The sequence below is a fragment of the Micromonospora sp. CNZ286 genome (genome assembly GCF_014207755.1).
Genome location: NZ_JACHIZ010000001.1, coordinates 6,251,235 through 6,270,929, shown reverse-complemented (window position 1 = coordinate 6,270,929; position 19,695 = coordinate 6,251,235). Strand labels below are relative to the sequence as shown.

The window sequence follows — 19,695 nt, the reverse complement described above, 5'->3', positions numbered from 1 at the left end:
GTCAGGACTTCGCCCAGCGCAGGATCTCGCCGAGCACCACGTCCCGGGCCTCCACGTGCGGGAAGTGGCCCACGTCGTCGAGCAGCCGCCACTCGTACGGGGCGGTGACGTAGCGGCCGGAGCCCTGGGCGGTACGGGGGAGCGAGGCCCGGTCGAGCGCGCCGTGCAGTTGCAGGGTCGGCGTGACCAGCGGCTTCTGCATCAGCTTCACGAAGCGGTAGCCGTGCAGCCGCAGCACGGAGCGGAACGCCCAGCGGTAGCCCTCCATCGCGCAGAACGCGGCCTGCGGGATCTGCATCGCCACCCGGCAGCAGTGGGCGTAGTCGGCGAAGTCCGGGCCGGACACCCAGCGCGGGCCACCCCACCGGCGCAGGATCTCCTCCACCTCGGCGGCACCGTCGCGGGCCAGTACGTGCTCGTAGCGGGGGAGCTGGAACTTCAGCGTCGCGGTGGCCGAGGTGAACTGGCCGCGCGGGTCGGCGAAGATGGCCGCCCGCAGCCGCAGCGGATGCGGCGCGCCGAGCACCACGAGCCGCCGGACCAGGGTCGGGTGGAAGGAGGCGGCGGTCCAGCCGATGAGCCCGCCCGCGCCGGTGCCGACCACGGTGGCCGACCGCTCACCGAGTGCCCGGATCAGGCCGGCGACGTCGGCGGCGAGCGTGTAGCCGTCGTACCCCCGGGGTGGCTTGTCGCTCGCACCGTAACCGCGCAGGTCGACAGCGACCGCGCGGAAGCCCGCGTCGGCGACCGCCGGCAGCATCTCGCGCCAGGCGTACCAGTATTCGGGGAAGCCGTGCAGGAAGAGCACCATCGGGCCGGTGCCCGCCTCGACGACGTGGAACCGGCTGCCGTTGGCGCCGACGAACCGGTGCGTCCACGGCCCTTCGGGCAGGACGCAGGACTCGTCGACGGGTCCGCCGCGCTGGTCGGTCATGGGGCACAGCCTAGGGCCGCCGGTCACCCACCGGCCCCGCAGGTGACCAGGATCAGGGATTTCTCCGGGCGGTCACCCGGAACCGCATCCCCGGCCGTCCACCGGGTGCGTGAGGGCATCGATACCGCCTGTCACTCCTCGATGATCCGCATCGGGATGCCGGGTCCGCAGTCGACGGAGCGGTCCCGCGCGGTGAGCCGCAGCGTGACCAGGTCGCCCTTGCGCAGCTCGCCGGCGTTCGGGCCGTACACCGCGTACTCCGTGCCGTTCTCGTCCATCAGCCCGTAGCACGGCCCGGGACCGCCCCGGGTGATCCAGCCGGCGATGACGCCCGTGGGCCGGTTGTCGGTCGGTCTCTTCGGCGGGCCGGCGGGCCGGCGCAGCGTCGGCAGGTCGGTGGCGGACAGCGGCGTGGGGCGGCCGGCGGGTGAGGCGGGGCCGCTCGCGGCCGGCTGGTGGTCGTCGGACACGGATCCTCCGTCTCGGCCGCGCCGGCGATCAGCGCCATCGCGGAGCGGCCGGCAGCGTGGTGCGGGTGTCGAACGGATGGGACGCGGGTGGGGTACGCCGGGTTCCCCGGAAAGGGCGATGCCCGGGCGGGTGAACCGCCCGGGCATCGCGTGGTGCGTCGATCAGTGGATCAGGAGAAGCGGACCTTCACCGAGGTGCCGTTCTGCTCCAGAACCTTGATCTTGGTGCCGGTGGCCGGGAGCTTGACGCCGTGGTTCGGCAGCTCCGGGTACCAGTACTGCTTGGTGTCGTCGAACAGCGGCTGCGCCGCCTGGCCGCGGATGTACTGCGGCTGGCTGTTGAGGTGCAGCGTGAACGAGTCGGCCTTCTTCAGGCTGAACGGCGCGTCGTAGACCTGGACGCGGGCCCGCCAGGGCTGCCCGGTCAGGTTGTAGATCGGCCGCGGGTGCGCGTCGATGATCATGTTCCGACCCTCACCCGGGTGCGCGAACGTGTCGTTGTCCGCGAACCGGAGGTTCCAGTAGGAGATCAGCAGACCCTCCTGGTACGCGTAGTGGTCCACGTAGTCCGGGCGGGTGTTCGCGTAGCCGAAGAAGTACGGGCCGGTCTTGAGGTACTTGTCGTACGAGACGTACGACCGGTTGCCGGCGATGTAGTAGTTGTCGAACTTACGGGTGTAGGTCTCCTCGACGATGCTGAAGCCGCTGAGGGTCCAGCCGTTCGCACCGGCCTCGGCGCCGTCGGTGAGCACCGTCTGGCCGTCGGCGGTCACGGTGATCGCGTCACCGTAGAAGCCGCCCTCGGAGACACCGCCGTCCGTCTGGTAGCGGAGCCGGAACTGCACGACGTTGCCGGCGACCGCGTCCATCGGGATGTTGACGTCGACCCACTGGTCGTTGCTGGAGCCGTCCAGGGCGTAGCGCCCGGGGGAGATCTCCTTCAGCGGGGTGCCGTTGGCCGTACCGGCCAGCGAGGTCCAGGTCTGGCCACCGTCGGTGGACGCCTCGAAGAACAGGTAGTCGTAGTCCGCCTCGATGCTGTAGCGACCCTTCATCGACAGCGCGGCGCTGGTCTTCCCGGTGAGGTCGACAGTGCGCGTCATCGTGTTGTTCAGGTCGTCGTCGTTGCCCGAGAAGAACTGCTTCGTACCCTCGAACGGCTTGCCGTTCTGGAACGTGTACTCCCGCTGCGGCAGCACCACCACGGCGGCCTGGGCCTTGTTGGAGTTGTACTCCTGCGGGCCCAGCTCCAGGGTGCGCTTCTGCCCGGCCACGACGACCTCGTAGTCGAGCCAGCCGAGCTGGAGCTTGTTCCAGGCGCCGAGGTCGCCACCGCGCTCGCCGATGCCGCCGTCGTTCTTGGCGCCGAGCCGGCTCTGGGCCATCAGGGTCCAGTGCTCGTTGTTGTTGTCCCCGCCGCTGACCACGTTGTAGTCGTCCGGCAGACCGAGGTCGTGGCCGTACTCGTGGTAGAAGACGCTCCGGCCACCGTTCTCCGGCTGGATCGTGTAGTCACCGATCCAGACGCCGGTGTTGCCGATCTGGGTGCCGCCGGCCGGGAAGTTCTCCGGGCCGGTGTTGCCCTGGTCGCTGGCGAAGGCGTACCACCGGTGGCTCCAGATGGCGTCCTCACCCTGGTACGGGTCACCGTCGGCCTGGTCGCCGCCGGCGTGGACGATCTGGAAGTGGTCGATGTAGCCGTCCGGCTCGTTGAAGTTGCCGTCGCCGTCGAAGTCGTACCGGTCCCACTCGTCCATCGCCTTGACGTCCGCGGCGATCTCCGCGTCGGAGCGGCCCTGCGCCTTCTGGTCGGCGACCCACTGGTTGGCGGCGTCGCGGACCAGCGCCCAGGTGTTGGTGCAGACGTTCGAGGCGCACGGGTAGCCGTCGGAACGGCCGTAGCGGGCCTCGTTGTACCGCACCCGCACCCAGTTGGTGACCTCGCCGTCGACGCTGTACCGACCCGAGGACTGGGCCTCGTAGTACTGCTTCACCGACTCGTCACCGGGGGCGGTGCCGAAGTACAGCTTCCGGAAGTGGTCGGCGCTGTAGTCGGCCTGCCACACGGTGGAGTTGTCCACCGCCCGGTTGGGCTCCGGGATCTGGTTGACGCGCGGACCGTCGAACCGGGACGGGCCCGGGGTGTCCGGGTCGGTGTCCTGGTCCGGGTAGTTCGGGTGCCGCTCGTCGCCGAACTCCGCGAGGATGACGAAGATCTTGTCGGTCCGCTCGCGGGAGAGTTCGACGTACTGGTCCTTGGTCGGACCCTTGCCGGCCTTGGTGCTCTTGGCGGACCTGCCCGCCGCGGCACCTTCGGCAGCCCGCTCGCCGACCTTGACGACCGTGCTGCCGTTGATCTTCTGGGCCTTCGCCCTGCCGGACAGGACCTCGCTGAGGCCCTCCTGGCGCAGCGCGCGCCGCTTCTCCTCGAGCGGGTTGGGCAGGTCGTGCTCAGCCTGCGCAGGCTCGGCCACCGACGGGGCGGCGGCCGGCAACTTCGGCGTCGGCGCGGCGCTGGCGGACGTGCCTGCCACCAGTCCCGTCGCGGTCAGCGAAAGCCCGAGCAGACCCACTGCGACTTTGCGCACGTGGTACCTCCGGTGTGAGGGAACCGGCCCAACTGGGGGTACGGGCCGGTGGAACGTCCCACTAGTGGGACCAAGGGTGAACATAGACACTGCTGCGACTGGTGGGAAGATGTGTGCGTCGATTTGTAGCAACTTTTTGTTGGGGATGCTTTTCACCGTCACACGCCGGCCTGTCACCGAGCCGTTGACCAGCAGCGATGCCTGGATTATGGATTGCAGTGACAGTCATGGATTAAGCGGTAACGCGGAAGGGTCGGGAGCGCGAGCGCTCCCGACCCTTCCCCCATCGAGCCTGTCAGCTCATTTTTCGGTCATTCCGGTTCCGGTTTGAACGTGCGGTTCAGCTCCGCGGCGGAACCACGTACACAGTGGCGTACGAGTTGTCCTTGGCGGCCCGCTTGATGATGATCGAGACGCCGTACTGGACGCCCGCGTCACCCGGGTTGCCGGTGCCGAGCACGATCGCCCCGCCACCCAGCGTCGAACCGTAGTAGTCCGTCGCCGGGGTGCCGTCCGGGTTCACCACCCGGGTCGTGTACTGCTGGTTGCCCCGCGACGGGACGACCACCGAGGCGTCGTTGTCCCGCGCGTACGCGGCGCCGTCACGGATCTCGATGCCCGGGTACCAGCCCTTGGCGTCGGTGAAGCCGCGCACCGGAGCCTGCGGGCCGAACTTCGTGCAGTACTCGCTGTACGGCTCGTCCGCCGCCTCCAGGCACTCCTTGAACGGGTACGTCGGCTTCAGGCCGAACGCGGCGTTGGAGGACTGCGGCCGGCTGGGCAGGTTCTTCAGCACCGACGGGTCCTTCTCGGCCGCGACGCCCTTGCGGCGCAGCGGGTCGTTGTGCGAGTCGACGATCAGCAGACCGCCCTTGGCGCCGTAGCTGGGCAGCGCGGTCATCTGCGCGGTGACGTGGTTGACGTCGCCGAGCTGGGTGTCCCGGTACCAGACCAGCATGCCCGGCGCGTTGTACGCGATCCGGTCGACCTTCCACGCCTCGTGCGAGTAGACGGTGTCGTAGGTGTACTTCAGGCCCTTGTCGAAGCCGTCGAAGTTACGCCACTCGGCCAGGTAGTAGTGCGACTTCACCTGGGTGCCCGAGTCGATGTACCAACCCGCGCCGCTGGTGTCGGTGAAGGTGCCACCGGTCTGGGTCCAGCCCGCCGCGCCGCTCTCCACGTCGTCGCTCCAGGTGGTGGCGCCGCCGCCGGTCACCGAGAAGTCGTCGGCGAACCAGCCGCGCTCCACGAACGCCTCGTCGGTGGCGTAGCGCAGCCGCACCTGCACGGTCTGCCCGGCGTACGACGACAGGTCGACGTAGTCGTGCCGCCACCCGTTCGTGCTGCCGGTCAGGCCGTACTTCTTGTTGCCGAAGTCGACCATGCGGCCGTTCGGGTCGGCGTAGCCGTCGTTGGTGGAGACCAGCGCGCCGCCCTCGGCGTACACCTTCTGCTCGCTCCAGGTGGCACCGCCGTCGGTGGAGACCTCGACGAAGCCGAAGTCCCAGTCCGCCTCGATGACGTAGTTGTTCCACATCCAGAACTTCGCATCAGCGGCGTTCGGGACGGTCACCGTGCGGCTGAGCTTGACGTCGGCCCAGTTCTGGTCGGCGCCGGAGTACCACATGTTCGAGCCGCTGTGCGGCGTGGCCAGCGAGATCACCTTGTCCGGCAGGTCGATCTTGATGCCGTCCTCGGTGCCGACCGGCGTACGTGACGTCTGCCCGAGCTTGACCAGCTTGGACCGGTCACCCGGGCCGAACGTCTTCGGCTCGGCCCAGCCGAGCACCCACTTGTCCCAGAGGCCCATGTGGGTGGGCAGCGCCTGGAAGATCTCGCCGGAGTGCGAGCCGGACGCCATCAGGTCCCAGAAGTCCACGTCGGAGTCGGCGTTGCCGGAGGTGTCGTAGAGGTCCGGCAGGCCCAGGTCGTGCCCGAACTCGTGGGCGAAGACGCCGACGCCGGCGTCCTCCGGCTGCACGATGTAGTTCGACACCTTCAGGTTGGTGCCCGGAATCGTGTAGCCACCGGTCACGGTCGACGAGTGCGCCCAGACCGAGTAGATGCCGACGTCGCCGCCGCCGCGGGACTTGCCCTGGTTGGCGTGCACCAGCACGAGATGGTCGATCACGCCGTCCGGCTCGTGGTAGTTGCCGTCGCCGTCGCGGTCGCTCTGGTCCTCGATGTCGTAGTCGGCCCAGGGGAAGTTCGGGTCGGCCGCGGCCAGCGCGTCGATCGCGTCGGTGGCGAGCCGGCCGGCGCCCTGCGGGTTGTCCGGGTGGCCGTTCATCGACTGCTCACGCCCGGCGACCCAGTTGCCGTTCTCGTCCTGGAAGCAGCGCGAGGCGGCGTACCAGCCCTCCGAGTGCGGCACCGTGATCCACGGGCTGGCCTGCCCGTCCACGGTGTAAGCGCCCTTGGACATCTCCAGGTACATGTTGTGCATGGTCCGCCCGGCGAGGCTGATGCCCGGCTTGCCGTCCGGCCCCTTCAGGTCCTTGCGGACCCGCTCGGTGATGCCCTTCTTGCTGTACAGCATCTTGTCGTAGTGGGCCGGAGAGAAGTCCGGCACCCACATCGAGTTGTTGTCCTTGTGCGGCAGCGTGGCCGGGTTCGGGATCGTGTTGTGCCGCGGCCCGTTCTGCACGGTGCCGGGAACGCAGGTGCGGTCCTCGAACACCGTCTTCGGGACCATCACGTCGGTGAAGTCGTCGTTGGCCTTGTCGTTGAACTCGACGAGCAGCGTCAGCAGCTTGGCGGTCTGCGTGCTCTTGGCCTTCTTGATCTTCCGAGGGCTGTGGCCGGTCCGGATGGACTTGGCCTCCAGCTTGGCCAGCTCGCGGGCCGCGATCGGGTTGCCCCCGGCGTACTTGCGGTCGTAGGCGCGGGCCTCGTCCGCCGGCGAGGAGAAGACGCCGTCGCGGCCCTTGACCTCCTTGCCGCCGGTGTCCGGCTGGACCTCGGGCTCGGCGTAGTTGATGTAGTGCTCGTCCGCCCCGATCGTGACCGGTGCGGAGCGGGCCGGCTGGGCCGCCGCGCTGCCCGTCACGGTCAGCGACGTGGCCGCGAGCGCGATGGCGGGCAGTGCGACGAGTAAGCGTCGCCGTGCCCTGTGCTGCGACATGGGGAGCATGCCACTCCGTTCGTAGGGAATGGTGGGGACCGGCCGTCTCAGTGACGCTCGTCGAAATCCGCCGGTTGGCTGAACGTAACCGACGACGAGCGACATCGACAGAGTTGATCAGGCCCTCTGGCCGATCAGGTCAGTCCCGGATCCCCCGATCGACCGGCGCGGATCCCGGATGCGACGAGGGGGCGGACCGTCCGGCGGCCCGCCCCCTCGTCGTCGGTCGACGTCAGTCCTCGTCGGACTTCCCGCCGCTCATCCCCGACGAGATCAATTCCATGACCGAGGAGTCCTGGAGCGTGGTCACGTCGCCGAGCGACCGGTTCTCCGCCACGTCCCGCAGCAGCCGGCGCATGATCTTCCCGGAGCGGGTCTTCGGCAGCTCCGGCACCAGCATGATCTGCCGCGGTTTGGCGATCGGGCCGAGCGTCTTCGCCACGTGGTTGCGCAGCTCGGCGATGAGCTGTTCGCCCGCGTCACCGGAGATCTCCGCGCTGCCGCGCGGGATGGCGAACGCGACGATCGCCTGGCCGGTGGTCGGGTCGGTCGCGCCCACCACCGCCGCCTCCGCCACCGACGGGTGGCTGACCAGCGCCGACTCCACCTCCGTGGTGGAGATGTTGTGGCCGGACACCAGCATCACGTCGTCCACCCGGCCGAGCAGCCAGATGTGCCCGTCGTCGTCCTTCTTCGCGCCGTCACCGGCGAAGTAGACCCACTCGTCCCCGGTGTTCGCACCGGCGCCGAACCGGGACCAGTACGTCTCCAGGAACCGGTTGTCGTCGCCCCAGATCGTCCGCAGCATCGACGGCCACGGCTCCTTCAGCACGAGGTATCCGCCGCCGCCGTTCGGCACCGACTGGCCCTGGTCGTCGACCACGTCGGCGACGATGCCGGGCAGCGGGCTCATCGCCGAGCCGGGCTTCGCCTCGGTCACGCCGGGCAGCGGCGAGATCATGATGGCGCCGGTCTCGGTCTGCCACCAGGTGTCCACCACCGGCAGCTCGCCGCGGCCGACGTGCTGCCGGTACCAGATCCACGCCTCCGGGTTGATCGGCTCCCCGACGCTGCCGAGCAGGCGCAGCGACGACAGGTCGTACCCGGCCGGGATGTCCTCGCCCCACTTCATCATGGTGCGGATCAGCGTCGGCGCGGTGTACAGGATGGTCACCTTGTACTTGTCGACGACCTCCCAGAACCGGCCCTTGTGCGGGGTGTCCGGCGTGCCCTCGTACATGACCTGGGTGGCGCCGTTGGAGAGCGGGCCGTACACGATGTAGGAGTGCCCGGTCACCCAGCCGATGTCGGCCGTGCACCAGTAGACGTCCGTCTCCGGCTTCAGGTCGAACACCGCGTGCGTGGTGTACGACGTCTGGGTCAGGTAGCCGCCGGTGGTGTGCAGGATGCCCTTCGGGCGGGCGGTCGTGCCGCTGGTGTAGAGGATGAACAGCGGGTGCTCGGCGTCGAACGCCTGCGCCTCGTGCTCCGGCGACGCCGTCTCCACCGTCTCGTGCCACCAGTGGTCCTTCGCCGACCAGGCGACCTCCTCACCGGTACGCCGGACCACCAGCACGTGCTCGACCGACGGGCAGTTCGCCACCGCCTCGTCCACCGTCGGCTTGAGCGCCGACGGCTTGCCCCGGCGGAAGCCGCCGTCCGCGGTGATCACCACCTTGGCGCTGGCGTCCTGGATCCGGTTGGTCAGCGCGTCGGCGGAGAAGCCACCGAACACCACGCTGTGCGTGGCGCCGATCCGGGCGCAGGCGAGCATCGCCACCGCCGCCTCCGGGATCATCGGCAGGTAGATCGCCACCCGGTCACCGGCGGTCACGCCCAGCTCGGTCAGCGCGTTCGCCGCCTGACAGGTGAGCTTGTGCAGGTCGGCGTAGGTGACGGTACGGGTGTCGCCCGGCTCGCCCTCCCAGTGGATCGCCACCTTGTCGCCGAGGCCCGCCTCGACGTGCCGGTCCAGGCAGTTGTACGCCACGTTGAGCCTGCCCCCGGTGAACCACTTCGCGAACGGGGCGTTCGACCAGTCGAGCACCTGCTCCCACGGCTGGGCCCAGGCCAGCCGGCCGGCCTGGCGCTCCCAGAAGGCCAGCCGGTCCCCGGCCGCCTCCTCGTACGCCTCGGCGGTCACGTTGGCGTTCGCGGCGAGTTCAGCCGGCGGCGGGAACTGGCGCGTCTCGTTCAGCAAGTTGGCCAATGCCTCGCTCATGCGGTGACTCCTTCGTCGCGTGACCTGCGTCTCCTACTCCGGGGAAGGTTAGTCCCGCCGTACCCCGCTCGCGACCGCCCGGCCCCTCACCGCGCGCCCAGTGGCCCTTCCCTCGCGCCGAGGTGTAAGGAAGGGCCCCTTCTTAACGCCTCCGGTAGAGGAAGGGCCCCTTATTAACAACCCCCGGCTTGGGAGGAGCCCGGCGGTCGCTAGCGTGACGGGGTGACCACCGATCCGCTCGCCCCGCTGCTCGCGCTCGCCGACGTCGCCACCGCCGTCGAGCAGGCCCGCGAGCGGGTCGACCTGGCCCACCGGCACCGCGCGCTGCGCCGCCAGGGCGGCCAGGTCGCCGCCGAAGTCAGCCTCCGCTCGGCAGTGGCCAGCGCCGCGCTGGAGGGCCGCGTCCACGACCGCGAGGAGGTACGCGCCGGCACCGTCACCGACCCGGTGCTCCAGGGCGCGCTCCGGGTCGCCGGGGCACTGCCCGGGCTGAGCGACCTCTGGCCCAAGGCTCCCCGGCAGGTGATGGCCCGGCTGCACGTGCTCGCCGCCCGCGACGTGGTGACCGAGGAGGAACTGGGCCGCCCGGTCGCCGACCCGGTGGTCGCGGCCCGCCTCGACGGCCTGGCCGCCCTCGTCGCCGGCGGCACCAAGGTGCCACCGCTGGTGCTGGCCGCCGTCGTACACGGCGAGCTGCTGAACCTGCGCCCGTTCCCGGGCCCGTCCGGGGTGGTGGCCCGCGCCGCCGCCCGGCTGGTGCTGATCTCCACCGGGTTCGACCCCCGCGGGCTGGTCGCGGTGGACGTCGGGCACCGCGAGCGCGAACCGGAGTACGTGGGCGCGGCCGGCGCGTTCGCCACCGGCACGCCCGACGGCCTGCGCTCCTGGCTGCGGCACTACATGAGCGCGGTGGAGGTCGGCGCCGACCAGATCACGCTGATCGGCGACGAGATCCTCGCCGCGTCCTGACGCGCGCGGGGTGTCAGGCGGTGGGTGCCGCAGCGCGGGTGCGCCGGTGCCGGCCGTACCAGGCGATGCCGATGGCCACGCCGACGCCCACGCCGAGCGCCGCCGCCGCGACCGGCACCGCCGGTCGCTCGCGCAGCCGACGGCCCAGCGGGATCGGGTGCCGGAACTCCAGCACCGGCCACGCGTTCTCCACCGCCAGCTTGCGCAGCGCCCGGTCCGGGTTGACCACCGTCGGATGCCCCACGCACTCCAGCAGCGGCCGATCGGAGTACGAGTCGGAGTACGCGTACGAGTCGGCCAGGTCGTAGTCCCGCTCAAGAGCCAGTTCGCTGACCGCCTCGACCTTGCTCGGACCGGCCGCGTAGAACTCGACCTCGCCGCTGTACCGGCCGTCGACCACGCCCATCCGGGTGGCGATCACGTCGGTGATCCCGAGCAGCTCGCCGATCGGCCGGACCATCTCGTCGCCCGACGCGGAGACCAGCACCACGTCCCGCCCGGCGGCCTGGTGCTCCTCGATGAGGGCGGCCGCTTCGGCGTACACGTAGGGGTTGATCAGTTCGTGCAGTGTCTCCGCGACGATCTGGCGGACCTGTTCCACCGGCCAGCCCTTGCAGAGCGTGGCCAGGTAGTCCCGGGTGCGGGCCATGGTCTGCTCGTCGGTGCCGCCCAGCCGGAACATCAACTGCGCGTACGCCGACTTGACCACGTCACGCCGGGTGATCAGCCCGTCCCGGTAGAACGGCCGACCGAACGCCAGGGCGCTCGACTTGGCGATGACGGTCTTGTCGAGATCGAAGAAAGCGGCGCTGCGGCCCACGGCGCGAAAGTCTAGCCCGACGGAAGTCGCGGAGGCGTCCGCCCGGGTCGCGAAAGCCGATGAGCACCCGGTGGAGTGACGGCGGTCACAGGCAGCTATCGATGAATTTAGCTTTGCGTGGAGTGAACAACACTCGACGTATAAGGGTCGACTGCGGCATGCTTGTCCTCGCGGCGGGAGTTCGCAGACCCGGCGCCGATGGGCCTCGGCGGTTGCACCCCCCGTGACCGCTGAGTCGGTTCGGCTCGACCCCCCCCGGAGCCGAACCAAAGACGACCCCCGTCTCCCCCCGACGGGGGTCGTCCCTTTGCGGGACGAGCGTTCCGCGTCAACTCAGGGCGCGTAGCCGGGGTCGGCGACCGCCTCGGCGATGCGGATGAGCCAGTGCAGATCGTTGGCCCGGGACTCCGCACTCGCCTCGGGACCGAGGATGCTGCCCAGAAACGCGGCGACATCGTCGAGATGCCGTTCGCCGCGGTAGTAACTCAGCAGGACCGGGTCCGGCTCCAGCGCCCCGTAGCCTTCGCGGAAGAGTTCAGCCCGGTGCGCGTCGATCGGGTGGTCGCCGAAGTCGGCGCTGTGGACGAACATCAGGTCCCGCTCGCGCGGCGCGAGGATCGGCGCGTCCCAGTCCACGACGTGCAGCGTCCCGTCGCCGTCGGCGATGAGATTGCCCGGATGGATGTCGGCGTGGCAGATGACGTGCTGTCCCGGCGTCACCCGCGACGCCAGGTCGTCGACAGTCTCCGCCAACCGGCGCAGCGCGGCACCGTACCGCTCCCAGAAGGCGCCCAGGACCTCGCTCGCAGCGGCCTGCCCGCCGAGGGTCCGCAGTCGGTCGCCCGCGCTCGATCGGTACGTCTCGACCGGCAGGACGGCTGCTACCTCAGCGCTCGGCGTGACCCGGTGCAGCCGGCCCAGGAAATCGCCGTACTCGGTCCACTGGCGGTCGGTGAGACCGCGGCCCCACAGGCTGTCGCCGTCCTGGAACGGGTAGAGCAGTAGCCGATAATCCCCGAACCGACGTGCAACCCCGCCATCGAGGCGAAGGTCCAGCGGCGCGACCACCTGCCGGAGGCCCTGCGTCCGGAGGAAGCCGGGCAGCACGACGGCGGCCGGGGTGAAGTCGCCGCGGCGTACCTTCAGGAAGCAGCGCCCGCCGTCGGACGTCTCCACCCGGTACGCCCAAGCGTGCCCGTCGAGGCCGACCGGCATGAACGCCAGGTCGACGACGTCCACCGACCAGGCGGCGGCGACCTCGGCCGCCAGCAGCCGCTCGTCGATGTCCGGCTTGTCGATCACCCGGCGGAGCGTCGCAGCCGCCGGCCGGGCCGGGCAAGGGAGTTACCGGATCACCGCGCGCAGCGTCTGCCGGTCCGGCTCGAAGCACACCAAGCCTCGGCCCCGCTCGTCGGCCACGACCCACGGATGACCGACGTACGTCTGCTGCCGGTAGGACTGCCCGGGCCGCAGCACCGCGTACTGCTGTCGACGGCCGTCGTAGTTGATCCAGTGGACCACGACTGTCGACCCGTGGCTGTTGACGAAGTCGATGAAGGTCGACGGGCCACCGCCGTGCGAGCGCAGCCGCGACTCACGCGAGGCCGGTAGTGGCGCCAGTTCCCCCGGGCCGACCACCGGCGGCTTCGACCGGGGGATCGACGGCTTCGGCGAGGTCGGCCGGCTGCTCGGGGTCGGGCGGCGGGTCGGTGCGGCGGTGCGGCTGGGCGCGACGGCGCGGCTGGAGAACGACACCGACGGCGGCGCGTAGGACTCGGCGGGCGTCTCCGTCACCGACCCCGCCCTCGTCGGGGACGCCAGGATCGCCTGGCCCTCGAGCGGCGGCGGGAGGTCGGGGCGACGCGGCGTGGCGAAGACGCTGACGATGCTCGCCAGCACCACGACCACGAGCCCGATGGCGATGGCGGCGAGCAGCGTCGGCGACGGATCGCGGAGCCAGACCTCGCCGCCGGCCGTTGGGGCGGACCGCGAGTGGGGTCGTACCGAGGGGGGCGTGAGGGGGTGCGGCGAATCGGTCATGGCCTCGATTCCGCAAGCCGGTGCCGTTCATCGAGCGGCGAGGGGCCCCGATTATCCGCTACTGATCATCCCTGTCGTCAATGGCCGACGGGCCACTCGTTGCCTCCGTCTCCGGCACATAGCAGATCAAGCGGGCCACCGAGGTCTGTCCACAACGCCCTCCGTTGTCCACAGGGCACCGGTCCCGCATCCCTCGGCCGGGCAGGCTGCACCGCGGCACGTCCGAGTCCGACCGATGGAGGCCGCCATGCCGCCCCGTACCCCGCTCCCGCCGTACCGTCGCCTGCCCCTGCTCGTCACCTCCGACGGCGACCTTCTCGACGAGCTGTTGCGACTCGCGGCGGCCGGCGGCACCGAGGTCGAGCTGGCAGCCGACCCGGCCGCCGCCCGGGCCCGCTGGGCCCCGGCGCCGCTGGTGCTCATCGGCGCCGACCAGGCGGCGGCCTGCCTGCGGGCGCGCCTTCCCCGCCGCGCCCGCACGGTCCTGGTCGGTCGCTCCGGAGAGCTCGATCCGGGTACGGAGTTGGCCGAACTCATCGGTGCGGAGCACGTCGCGACGCTGCCGGCGGCCGAGCCCTGGCTGGTCGACCGGTTCGCCGAGTGCGTGGCCGGTCCGGCGGGCCCGGGTCAGGGCCGGGTGGTGGCTGTGCTCGGCGGCCGGGGCGGCGCCGGAGCCAGCGTGCTTGCAGGTGGGCTCGCCGTCAGCGCGGCCCGGTCCCGGCTCCGCACGCTGCTCGTCGACGCCGACCCGCTCGGCGGCGGTCTCGATCTGGTGCTCGGCTGGGAGCAGCTCGACGGGTTGCGCTGGCCGGAGTTGGCCGGCACGGACGGGCGGGTCGACCCGCCGTCGCTGATCCGCGCGTTGCCCAGCCGGGGCGACCTGGTGGTGCTCTCCTGGGACCGGGGCGACCTGCGGCACCTGCCGGCCGAGGCGATGGCCGCCACAGTCGACGCCGGCCGACGCGGGCGGGACCTGGTCGTACTCGACCTGCCCCGGCACCTCGACGACGCGGCTGTGGTCGCGCTCCAGGCCGCCGACCGGGCGCTGCTCGTCGTACCGGCCGAGCTGCGGGCGGCGGCCGCCGCGGCCCGGGTCGCCGCCGTCGCCGCGCCGCACTGCGTCGACCTGTCGGTCATCGTGCGCGGTCCGGCGCCCGGCCGGCTGCGCGCGGCCGAGGTGTCCCGGGCGCTGGGGCTGCCGCTCGCCGGCACGCTGCGACCCGAGCCGGGGCTGTGCCGTGGGCTGGAGCGGGGCGAGGCGCCGGGCGCGAGCGGGAAGGGGCCGCTCGCCGCGCTGTGCCAGCGGATCGTGGACGAGCTGATCGGGTCGTCGGCTGCGGGTGCGGCATGACCGCGCCGGCCGACCCGGGGGAGCTGGCCGCCCGGGTCCGGCACCGGTTCGCCGCCGAGGCCACCCCGGTCACGCCCGCGGCGATCGTCTCGGCGGTACGCGCCGAACCGGCGACGGCGGTGCTCGGCGACACCACGCTGCTGCGGATCGCCGACCGGGTGCACGACGACCTGGTCGGCGCCGGTCCACTGGCACCGCTGCTCGCCGACCCGCAGGTCACCGACGTGCTGGTGAACGGGGTGCGGGTCTGGGTCGACAGGGGACGAGGGCTACGGCAGGTCGCCGTGCCGCTGGGCACGCTCGACGACGTACGCCGGTTGGCGCAGCGCCTCACCTCGGCGGCCGGTCGCCGGCTCGACGACGCCTCCCCGTACGCCGACGCGCGCCTGCCCGACGGCACCCGGCTGCACGCGGTGCTGCCTCCGGTGGCGACCGACGGGCCCTACCTGTCGTTGCGTACCTTCCGGCAGCGGCCGTTCACCCTCGACGAACTCGTCGAGAGGGGCACGGTGCCCCGGCCGATCGCCCCGCTGCTCGCCGCACTCGTGGAGGCCCGCCTCGCGTACCTGGTCAGCGGCGGCACGGGATCCGGCAAGACGACGCTGCTCAACACGCTGCTCGGGCTGGTACCTGGCACCGAGCGGATCGTGCTGGTGGAGGACGCCGCCGAGCTGCGCCCGGTGCACCCGCACGTGATCGGGTTGCAGGCCCGGACGGCGAACGTCGAGGGCGCCGGAGCCGTCGGGCTCGGCGACCTGGTCCGGCAGGCGCTGCGGATGCGGCCGGACCGGCTGGTAGTGGGCGAGTGCCGGGGCGCCGAGGTGGTCGACCTGCTCGCCGCGTTGAACACCGGCCACGACGGCGGGGCGGGAACGCTGCACGCGAACGCCCCGGCCGACGTTCCGGCCCGGCTGGAGGCGCTCGGGATGCTCGGCGGCCTGCCCCGGCTCGCGTTGCACGCCCAGGTCGCCGCCGCGTTGCAGGTCGTCCTCCAGCTCCGCCGTACTGGCGAGGGGCGCGTCCTCGACTCCATCGGCCTGCTGCTGCCCGACGGGCCCGACCGGGTGGTGACGGTGGTTCCGGCCTGGGCGCGCGGCCGGGGTCTTGCCCCGGCGGCCCTGCTGCTCGCCGGCCTGCTGCGGGAGCGGGGAGCGCCGGTACCGCCGATCCTCCAGGCGGCGTGGCCCGGTCCGGCAGAACCGTCGTGACCGGCCACCTCTGGCCGGCGGTCCTGCTCCTGGTGGCTGCGGCGGTCGCCGTCGCCTGGCCGGTACGGGCCGCTCGCGCCCGGCGGCTGGCGGTCCTGGGCAGTGCGGACATCCCGGTCGAGCGGGTGAAGGGCGCACGTCCAGCATTCCCGGACCTGCGACGACGTCCGCTCGACGCCGGGCCGAAGGCGTCCGCACGGCCTCCCGGCCGGGGCCGGGAACGGCGTCGACCCGGTGTCGGGCATCAGGTACGGCGATGGACGGGCCTCGTGCCGGCTCCGGTGACACCCTCTCCGGCGTCGGCTCCTGCGCCGCCGCTCTCCGCCGGACGCGTGCTGCCAGTGGCGGCGCTGTGCGGGGCCGTGACCGGGGCACTGCTCGGCGGTCCGGTGGCCGCCCTGGTGCTCGCCACCTACGGCGTGCTCGCGGCCCGGGCGGTGCTGCGCCGACGTACCCACCGGACAGCCACCCTCGCGCACCGCCGCGATCTCGACCGCCTCGCCGCCGTCGCCGCCGACCTGCGGGCCGGGCTACCCGTCGACGGCGGTGTCGACGACGGCCCGGGACGCGTCGCGCGGCTGGCCCGGGCCGCCGGGAGGCTGGCCGACCAGACGGGTGCGCCGCTGGCCGATCTGCTGGAACGGATCGAGGCCGACGCCCGCGCCGCCGACCGGGGCCTTGCCGCTGCCGCCGCCCAGGCCGCCGGGGCTCGGGCGACCGCGTGGCTGCTCGCCGCGCTGCCGCTCGGCGGCATAGGTCTCGGCTACGGCATCGGGGTGGACCCGGTGGCGGTGCTCCTGCACACGCCGGTGGGTGCCGGCAGTGCGGTGGCGGCAGTCGTGTTGCAGGTCGGCGGGTTGCTCTGGGCCGAGCGACTCGGCGTCACGCCCGGGCGGGCCGCCTGATGTCACGGCAGGTACTGGCCGCCGTGTGTCTCGGCGGCGCCGCGTCGCTCCTGGTCGTCGCCGGTCCGGTCGTCCGCCCGGCACGGCGGCTGCGCCGGCTCGCTCCGACGCCGCCGCCCACTCGCCCGGCGTGGTGGCCGGATCGGGTACGCCTCGGCGCAGCGCTGGCCGGAATCGCGGTGGCGGTGGTGGTCGGCGGTGTCACGGGCGTGTTCCTCGGGCTGTTGGCCGGTGCCGCCGCCGACCGTCTGCTACGCCGGATCGAGCCGCGCGCCGCCCGGGAACGGCGGCTGCGGGAGACCGCCGACCTGCCGCTCGCCGCGGACCTGCTGGCGGCCGCGCTGCGGGCGGGCGCGCCGGTCGACCGCTCGGTGCTCGCCGTCGCCGAGGCGCTCGGCGGGCCACTCGCGGACCGGCTCGGCCGGGTCGGCCGGACGCTACGGCTCGGAGGCAGCCCCGGCGAGGCCTGGGCGCACCTGGAAGGCGTCACCGGGGCCGAACCCGTGGTCGCGGCGGCGGTCCGCTCGTCGAACAGCGGCGCCGCACTGGCTCGCGCGCTGACCCGGCTGGCCGACGACCTGCGCGCCGAACGGTCGACCTCGGCCGAGGCGGCGGCCCGCCGCGCGGGCGTGCTCATCGTGCTGCCGCTCGGGCTGTGCTTCCTGCCCGCCTTCATTCTCGCCGGTCTGGTGCCGGTGATCGTCGCCGTGCTCGGCGACGTGCTGTGAACCATCGAGAAGGGACGTACGACATGCGCAAGCTCCTCACCCGCCTGCGGGGTGACGCCGGTATGAACACCGCCGAGTACGCGGTGGGCACCCTCGCCGCGGTCGCCTTCGCCGGGATCCTGCTGAAGGTGCTCACCTCCGGCAACGTGCAGTCCGCGCTGACCGCCGTCATCGACCGGGCCCTGAAGTGATCGGGCGCCGGCGGGCCGGCCGTGGTGGTGGGTGGCTCCACGAACCAGCAGTCCCACTCGACGTGTCGACCGAGCCCGGCTCGACCCGGGACGCCGTCGGCACCCGGGCCGGGGAGGTGCGGCGCCGGTGGCGCTCGTGGGTCGCGTGCGAGCGGGGTTCCTTCACCGCCGAGTTGGCGGCCGGCCTGCCGGCGCTCATGCTGCTCCTCGTCGCCGGTCTGACCGCGGTGAACGCTGTGGGTACCCGGGTCGCGTGTGTCGACGCGGCCCGGGAGGCGGCGCTCGCGGCGGCCCGGGGCGAGCCCGGCACGGTTGCCGCAACCCGGTACGCCCCGGACGGCGCCGAGGTGTCGGTGACTGTGACAGGCGATCGGGTCACGGCGACGGTCCGGGCACCGGTCCGGACGTTCGGTACGCGGCTGCCCCGGCTGGTCGTGTCGGCGGAGGCGGTGGCCGCAGTGGAACCCGGAGCGCCGGGGCCGGTGCCGTGAGAGCCGGCGGTGCCTGGGCCGACTCGTCCTTCCGCCAGGTCGTCGTGGGAGGCCGGGCCGACCCGAGCAGGCGCGGGGCGAGCAGATCCCGGGTGGGCGGGCCTGCGGGGAGAGGGGAGCGTGGGAAGCCTGGTGTGAGGACGTCCTCGACCGACCGGGGCGGCGCGACCGTGTGCCTGCTCGCGATCGGAATGGTGTTCGTGCTGGTCGGGGTGTTCGGCGCCGCGGTCGGGGCGGCCCGGTGCGCCCGGCATCAGGCCCGCAACGCGGCGGACTTCGGTGCGCTGGCCGGTGCCGTGCAGGTGCTCGACGGAGCCGGCGTCGCGTGCGCTCGCGCCGCCGACCTGGTCTCGGCCAACGGCGGCCGGATGACCGGATGCCGGGCTGACGGACTGGACCTGATCGTCACGGCGCGGGTACGCGTCGCCCCGCTGCCGGGGCTGGCCCGGGACGCCGTCGCGACGTCCCGGGCCGGGCCGGCCCGGTCCTGACGGGCGGACGCCAGTGCCGGAACCGAGAGCCGGGCCGGGCCCGAGTGCCGCAGGTCAGCGGGACTGGAGGGCGTCCAGTCCGACCGCCATGGCGATCACCAGCCGACGGTCGATCTGCGGGTGCTGGATCTCCACGTTGTACCGGTCCCGCAGACCCCACTTCCGGTCGACCGAGAACACCGGCTGGCCGCCGGCCATGAAGTCGAAGTGGTACGGCAGCCAGGAGAGCGAGTCGACGAACCGGCGCAGCAGGGCCACCGGCAGGCTGCGCTCCTGCCCGGTGGCGGGCGGCAGGCCGGGCTGCTCGACGTGCCACGTCGAGCGCAGCAGCGACTGGGCGAAGTCCTTGCGGAACAGCCCGATGGGGTTGCCCGCGTGATCGGTCACGTCGTAGGTGGCGCCGAGGTCGAGCCGCTGACGGGCCTTGAAGCCGAGAAGGGGGTACTGCTTGGAGTCGTCGGTGTAGATGGTCACCTGCTCCTTGAAGGCGAGCCGCTTCTGCTGCGCGAACGCGAGCAGCCCACCCTCGGAGCCGTCGGGCGCGACCGAGTGCACCTCGTACTGGTTGACCATCATCCGGAGTCGCTGACGGATGATGAACCGGTGCTGGGCCTGCAGGTTGTCGGGCGACATGGGCTCTCCTTCGAGGGGTCGCCGGAGTCTTGCACAGCGGGCCGACGACCGCTCGCCCGAGCGCACCCACCGCTGCCTGGACGGACGGGCCCGCACGCAGGAGCCGCACGGTGGCATGAGGCGAAGCATGGCGCCGTTGCCGTGACCGGCGCGGGCCGGGACTGCGCGACCGCGCGCCGGAAGTGGAGGCGGGACGCAAGGTCAGCGGCCGCCGTCGACCGTGGCCTTCATCGCCCAGCTGTTCAGCACCTGATGGATGCCGCGCAGACGCTCGTTGATCTGCTCCAGCCGTTCCGCCTGGGCGAGCGTGGCCATCGCGGTGCCCAGCGCTATCTGCTGGTCGGGCGTGAGGTTTTCCTGGTCGATGGTGTAGAGCAGCTCGACGGTCTCGGCGATCGTGTCGGCCACGGCGGCACCTCCGGCGGGACGGGTCTCGGGTCACCTGCGCGCTACCAGAAATGATGCATGGAAGCGCTCCCATGCATCAATGCCCCGACGGCCCTACCCTCATGCACCCGTCCCACCAACCAG

18 protein-coding genes are annotated in these 19,695 nt (G+C 72.1%); 8 read left to right on the top strand and 10 right to left on the bottom strand.

Annotated elements, in window-relative coordinates; genetic code table 11:
• Nucleotide 1 precedes the first annotated feature (1 nt).
• From FHX31_RS28025 to acs, 5 genes are all read right to left on the bottom strand, one after another.
• Nucleotides 2-934, bottom strand: coding sequence for an alpha/beta fold hydrolase (locus tag FHX31_RS28025; protein WP_013283630.1), 933 nt, complete (start codon nucleotides 932-934; stop codon nucleotides 2-4).
• Nucleotides 935-1,065: 131 nt separating this feature from the next.
• Entirely contained in the window at nucleotides 1,066-1,404 is a 339-nt protein-coding gene (locus tag FHX31_RS28020; protein WP_184977469.1) for a hypothetical protein, read from the bottom strand.
• Nucleotides 1,405-1,574: 170 nt separating this feature from the next.
• Nucleotides 1,575-3,977, bottom strand: coding sequence for an immune inhibitor A domain-containing protein (locus FHX31_RS28015; RefSeq protein WP_030274498.1), 2,403 nt, complete (start codon nucleotides 3,975-3,977; stop codon nucleotides 1,575-1,577).
• Nucleotides 3,978-4,332: 355 nt separating this feature from the next.
• Nucleotides 4,333-7,116 carry an immune inhibitor A domain-containing protein gene (locus FHX31_RS28010; RefSeq protein WP_225319751.1) on the bottom strand — a complete coding sequence of 928 codons (2,784 nt, stop codon included), beginning with the start codon at nucleotides 7,114-7,116 and terminating at the stop codon, nucleotides 4,333-4,335.
• Nucleotides 7,117-7,348: 232 nt separating this feature from the next.
• Nucleotides 7,349-9,337: an acetate--CoA ligase gene (gene acs / locus FHX31_RS28005; RefSeq protein WP_013473573.1), complete on the bottom strand. Its 1,989-nt coding sequence runs from the start codon at nucleotides 9,335-9,337 to the stop codon at nucleotides 7,349-7,351.
• 222 nt (nucleotides 9,338-9,559) lie between these two features.
• On the opposite strand from acs, the gene FHX31_RS28000 reads away from it, so the two are divergent.
• On the top strand, nucleotides 9,560-10,306 hold the full coding sequence (locus FHX31_RS28000) for a Fic family protein (protein WP_013283635.1): 747 nt from the start codon (nucleotides 9,560-9,562) through the stop codon (nucleotides 10,304-10,306).
• 13 nt (nucleotides 10,307-10,319) lie between these two features.
• On the opposite strand, the gene FHX31_RS27995 is transcribed toward FHX31_RS28000, so the two are convergent.
• The 3 genes from FHX31_RS27995 to FHX31_RS27985 all read right to left on the bottom strand — a co-directional run bounded on the left by FHX31_RS27995 (nucleotide 10,320) and on the right by FHX31_RS27985 (nucleotide 13,166).
• Nucleotides 10,320-11,126 (bottom strand): HAD family hydrolase, encoded by an 807-nt coding sequence (locus FHX31_RS27995; RefSeq protein WP_013283636.1) that lies wholly within the window; start codon nucleotides 11,124-11,126, stop codon nucleotides 10,320-10,322.
• 333 nt (nucleotides 11,127-11,459) lie between these two features.
• A complete protein-coding gene (locus FHX31_RS27990) occupies nucleotides 11,460-12,428 on the bottom strand; it encodes a phosphotransferase enzyme family protein (protein ID WP_184977468.1) in 969 nt (322 codons plus the stop codon).
• A gap of 42 nt (nucleotides 12,429-12,470) precedes the next feature.
• Nucleotides 12,471-13,166 carry a VHL beta domain-containing protein gene (locus FHX31_RS27985; protein ID WP_184977467.1) on the bottom strand — a complete coding sequence of 232 codons (696 nt, stop codon included), beginning with the start codon at nucleotides 13,164-13,166 and terminating at the stop codon, nucleotides 12,471-12,473.
• Between the two features lie 247 nt (nucleotides 13,167-13,413).
• On the opposite strand from FHX31_RS27985, the gene ssd reads away from it, so the two are divergent.
• The 7 genes from ssd to FHX31_RS27950 all read left to right on the top strand — a co-directional run bounded on the left by ssd (nucleotide 13,414) and on the right by FHX31_RS27950 (nucleotide 18,531).
• The gene (ssd, locus tag FHX31_RS27980) at nucleotides 13,414-14,517 is read left to right on the top strand and encodes a septum site-determining protein Ssd (RefSeq protein WP_184977466.1); all 1,104 of its coding nucleotides are present in this window, start codon (nucleotides 13,414-13,416) and stop codon (nucleotides 14,515-14,517) included.
• Complete coding sequence (locus FHX31_RS27975) at nucleotides 14,514-15,725, top strand: TadA family conjugal transfer-associated ATPase (RefSeq protein ID WP_013473577.1); 1,212 nt, start codon at nucleotides 14,514-14,516, stop codon at nucleotides 15,723-15,725. Before ssd ends, FHX31_RS27975 begins: the two co-directional genes overlap by 4 nt.
• Nucleotides 15,722-16,630, top strand: coding sequence for a hypothetical protein (locus FHX31_RS27970; RefSeq protein WP_041784399.1), 909 nt, complete (start codon nucleotides 15,722-15,724; stop codon nucleotides 16,628-16,630). The genes FHX31_RS27975 and FHX31_RS27970 overlap by 4 nt, the downstream gene beginning before the upstream one ends.
• On the top strand, nucleotides 16,630-17,358 hold the full coding sequence (locus FHX31_RS27965; RefSeq protein WP_013473578.1) for a type II secretion system F family protein: 729 nt from the start codon (nucleotides 16,630-16,632) through the stop codon (nucleotides 17,356-17,358). The genes FHX31_RS27970 and FHX31_RS27965 overlap by 1 nt, the downstream gene beginning before the upstream one ends.
• 23 nt (nucleotides 17,359-17,381) lie before the next feature.
• On the top strand, nucleotides 17,382-17,549 hold the full coding sequence (locus FHX31_RS27960; RefSeq protein ID WP_013283643.1) for a DUF4244 domain-containing protein: 168 nt from the start codon (nucleotides 17,382-17,384) through the stop codon (nucleotides 17,547-17,549).
• A 62-nt stretch (nucleotides 17,550-17,611) separates the two neighbouring features.
• Complete coding sequence (locus tag FHX31_RS27955) at nucleotides 17,612-18,040, top strand: TadE family type IV pilus minor pilin (RefSeq protein ID WP_013473579.1); 429 nt, start codon at nucleotides 17,612-17,614, stop codon at nucleotides 18,038-18,040.
• A gap of 44 nt (nucleotides 18,041-18,084) precedes the next feature.
• Nucleotides 18,085-18,531, top strand: a complete 447-nt coding sequence (locus FHX31_RS27950) for an Rv3654c family TadE-like protein (RefSeq protein WP_369752215.1) — start codon at nucleotides 18,085-18,087, stop codon at nucleotides 18,529-18,531.
• A 54-nt stretch (nucleotides 18,532-18,585) separates the two neighbouring features.
• Here the strand turns inward: FHX31_RS27950 and FHX31_RS27945 are convergent, their stop codons facing one another.
• On the bottom strand, nucleotides 18,586-19,164 hold the full coding sequence (locus tag FHX31_RS27945; protein ID WP_013283646.1) for an LURP-one-related family protein: 579 nt from the start codon (nucleotides 19,162-19,164) through the stop codon (nucleotides 18,586-18,588).
• A 201-nt stretch (nucleotides 19,165-19,365) separates the two neighbouring features.
• Complete coding sequence (locus tag FHX31_RS27940; protein WP_013283647.1) at nucleotides 19,366-19,572, bottom strand: hypothetical protein; 207 nt, start codon at nucleotides 19,570-19,572, stop codon at nucleotides 19,366-19,368.
• Between the last annotated feature and the right edge of the window lie 123 nt (nucleotides 19,573-19,695).

Bases quoted from the DNA above. Each gene is read 5' to 3' on its own strand.
- FHX31_RS28025 (WP_013283630.1), bottom strand. From the start codon at position 934: ATGACCGACCAGCGCGGCGGACCCGTCGACGAGTCCTGCGTCCTGCCC.
- FHX31_RS28010 (WP_225319751.1), bottom strand. From the start codon at position 7,116: ATGTCGCAGCACAGGGCACGGCGACGCTTACTCGTCGCACTGCCCGCC.
- acs (WP_013473573.1), bottom strand. From the start codon at position 9,337: ATGAGCGAGGCATTGGCCAACTTGCTGAACGAGACGCGCCAGTTCCCG.
- FHX31_RS27985 (WP_184977467.1), bottom strand. From the start codon at position 13,166: ATGACCGATTCGCCGCACCCCCTCACGCCCCCCTCGGTACGACCCCAC.
- ssd (WP_184977466.1), top strand. From the start codon at position 13,414: ATGCCGCCCCGTACCCCGCTCCCGCCGTACCGTCGCCTGCCCCTGCTC.
- FHX31_RS27975 (WP_013473577.1), top strand. From the start codon at position 14,514: ATGACCGCGCCGGCCGACCCGGGGGAGCTGGCCGCCCGGGTCCGGCAC.
- FHX31_RS27965 (WP_013473578.1), top strand. From the start codon at position 16,630: ATGTCACGGCAGGTACTGGCCGCCGTGTGTCTCGGCGGCGCCGCGTCG.
- FHX31_RS27960 (WP_013283643.1), top strand. From the start codon at position 17,382: ATGCGCAAGCTCCTCACCCGCCTGCGGGGTGACGCCGGTATGAACACC.
- FHX31_RS27945 (WP_013283646.1), bottom strand. From the start codon at position 19,164: ATGTCGCCCGACAACCTGCAGGCCCAGCACCGGTTCATCATCCGTCAG.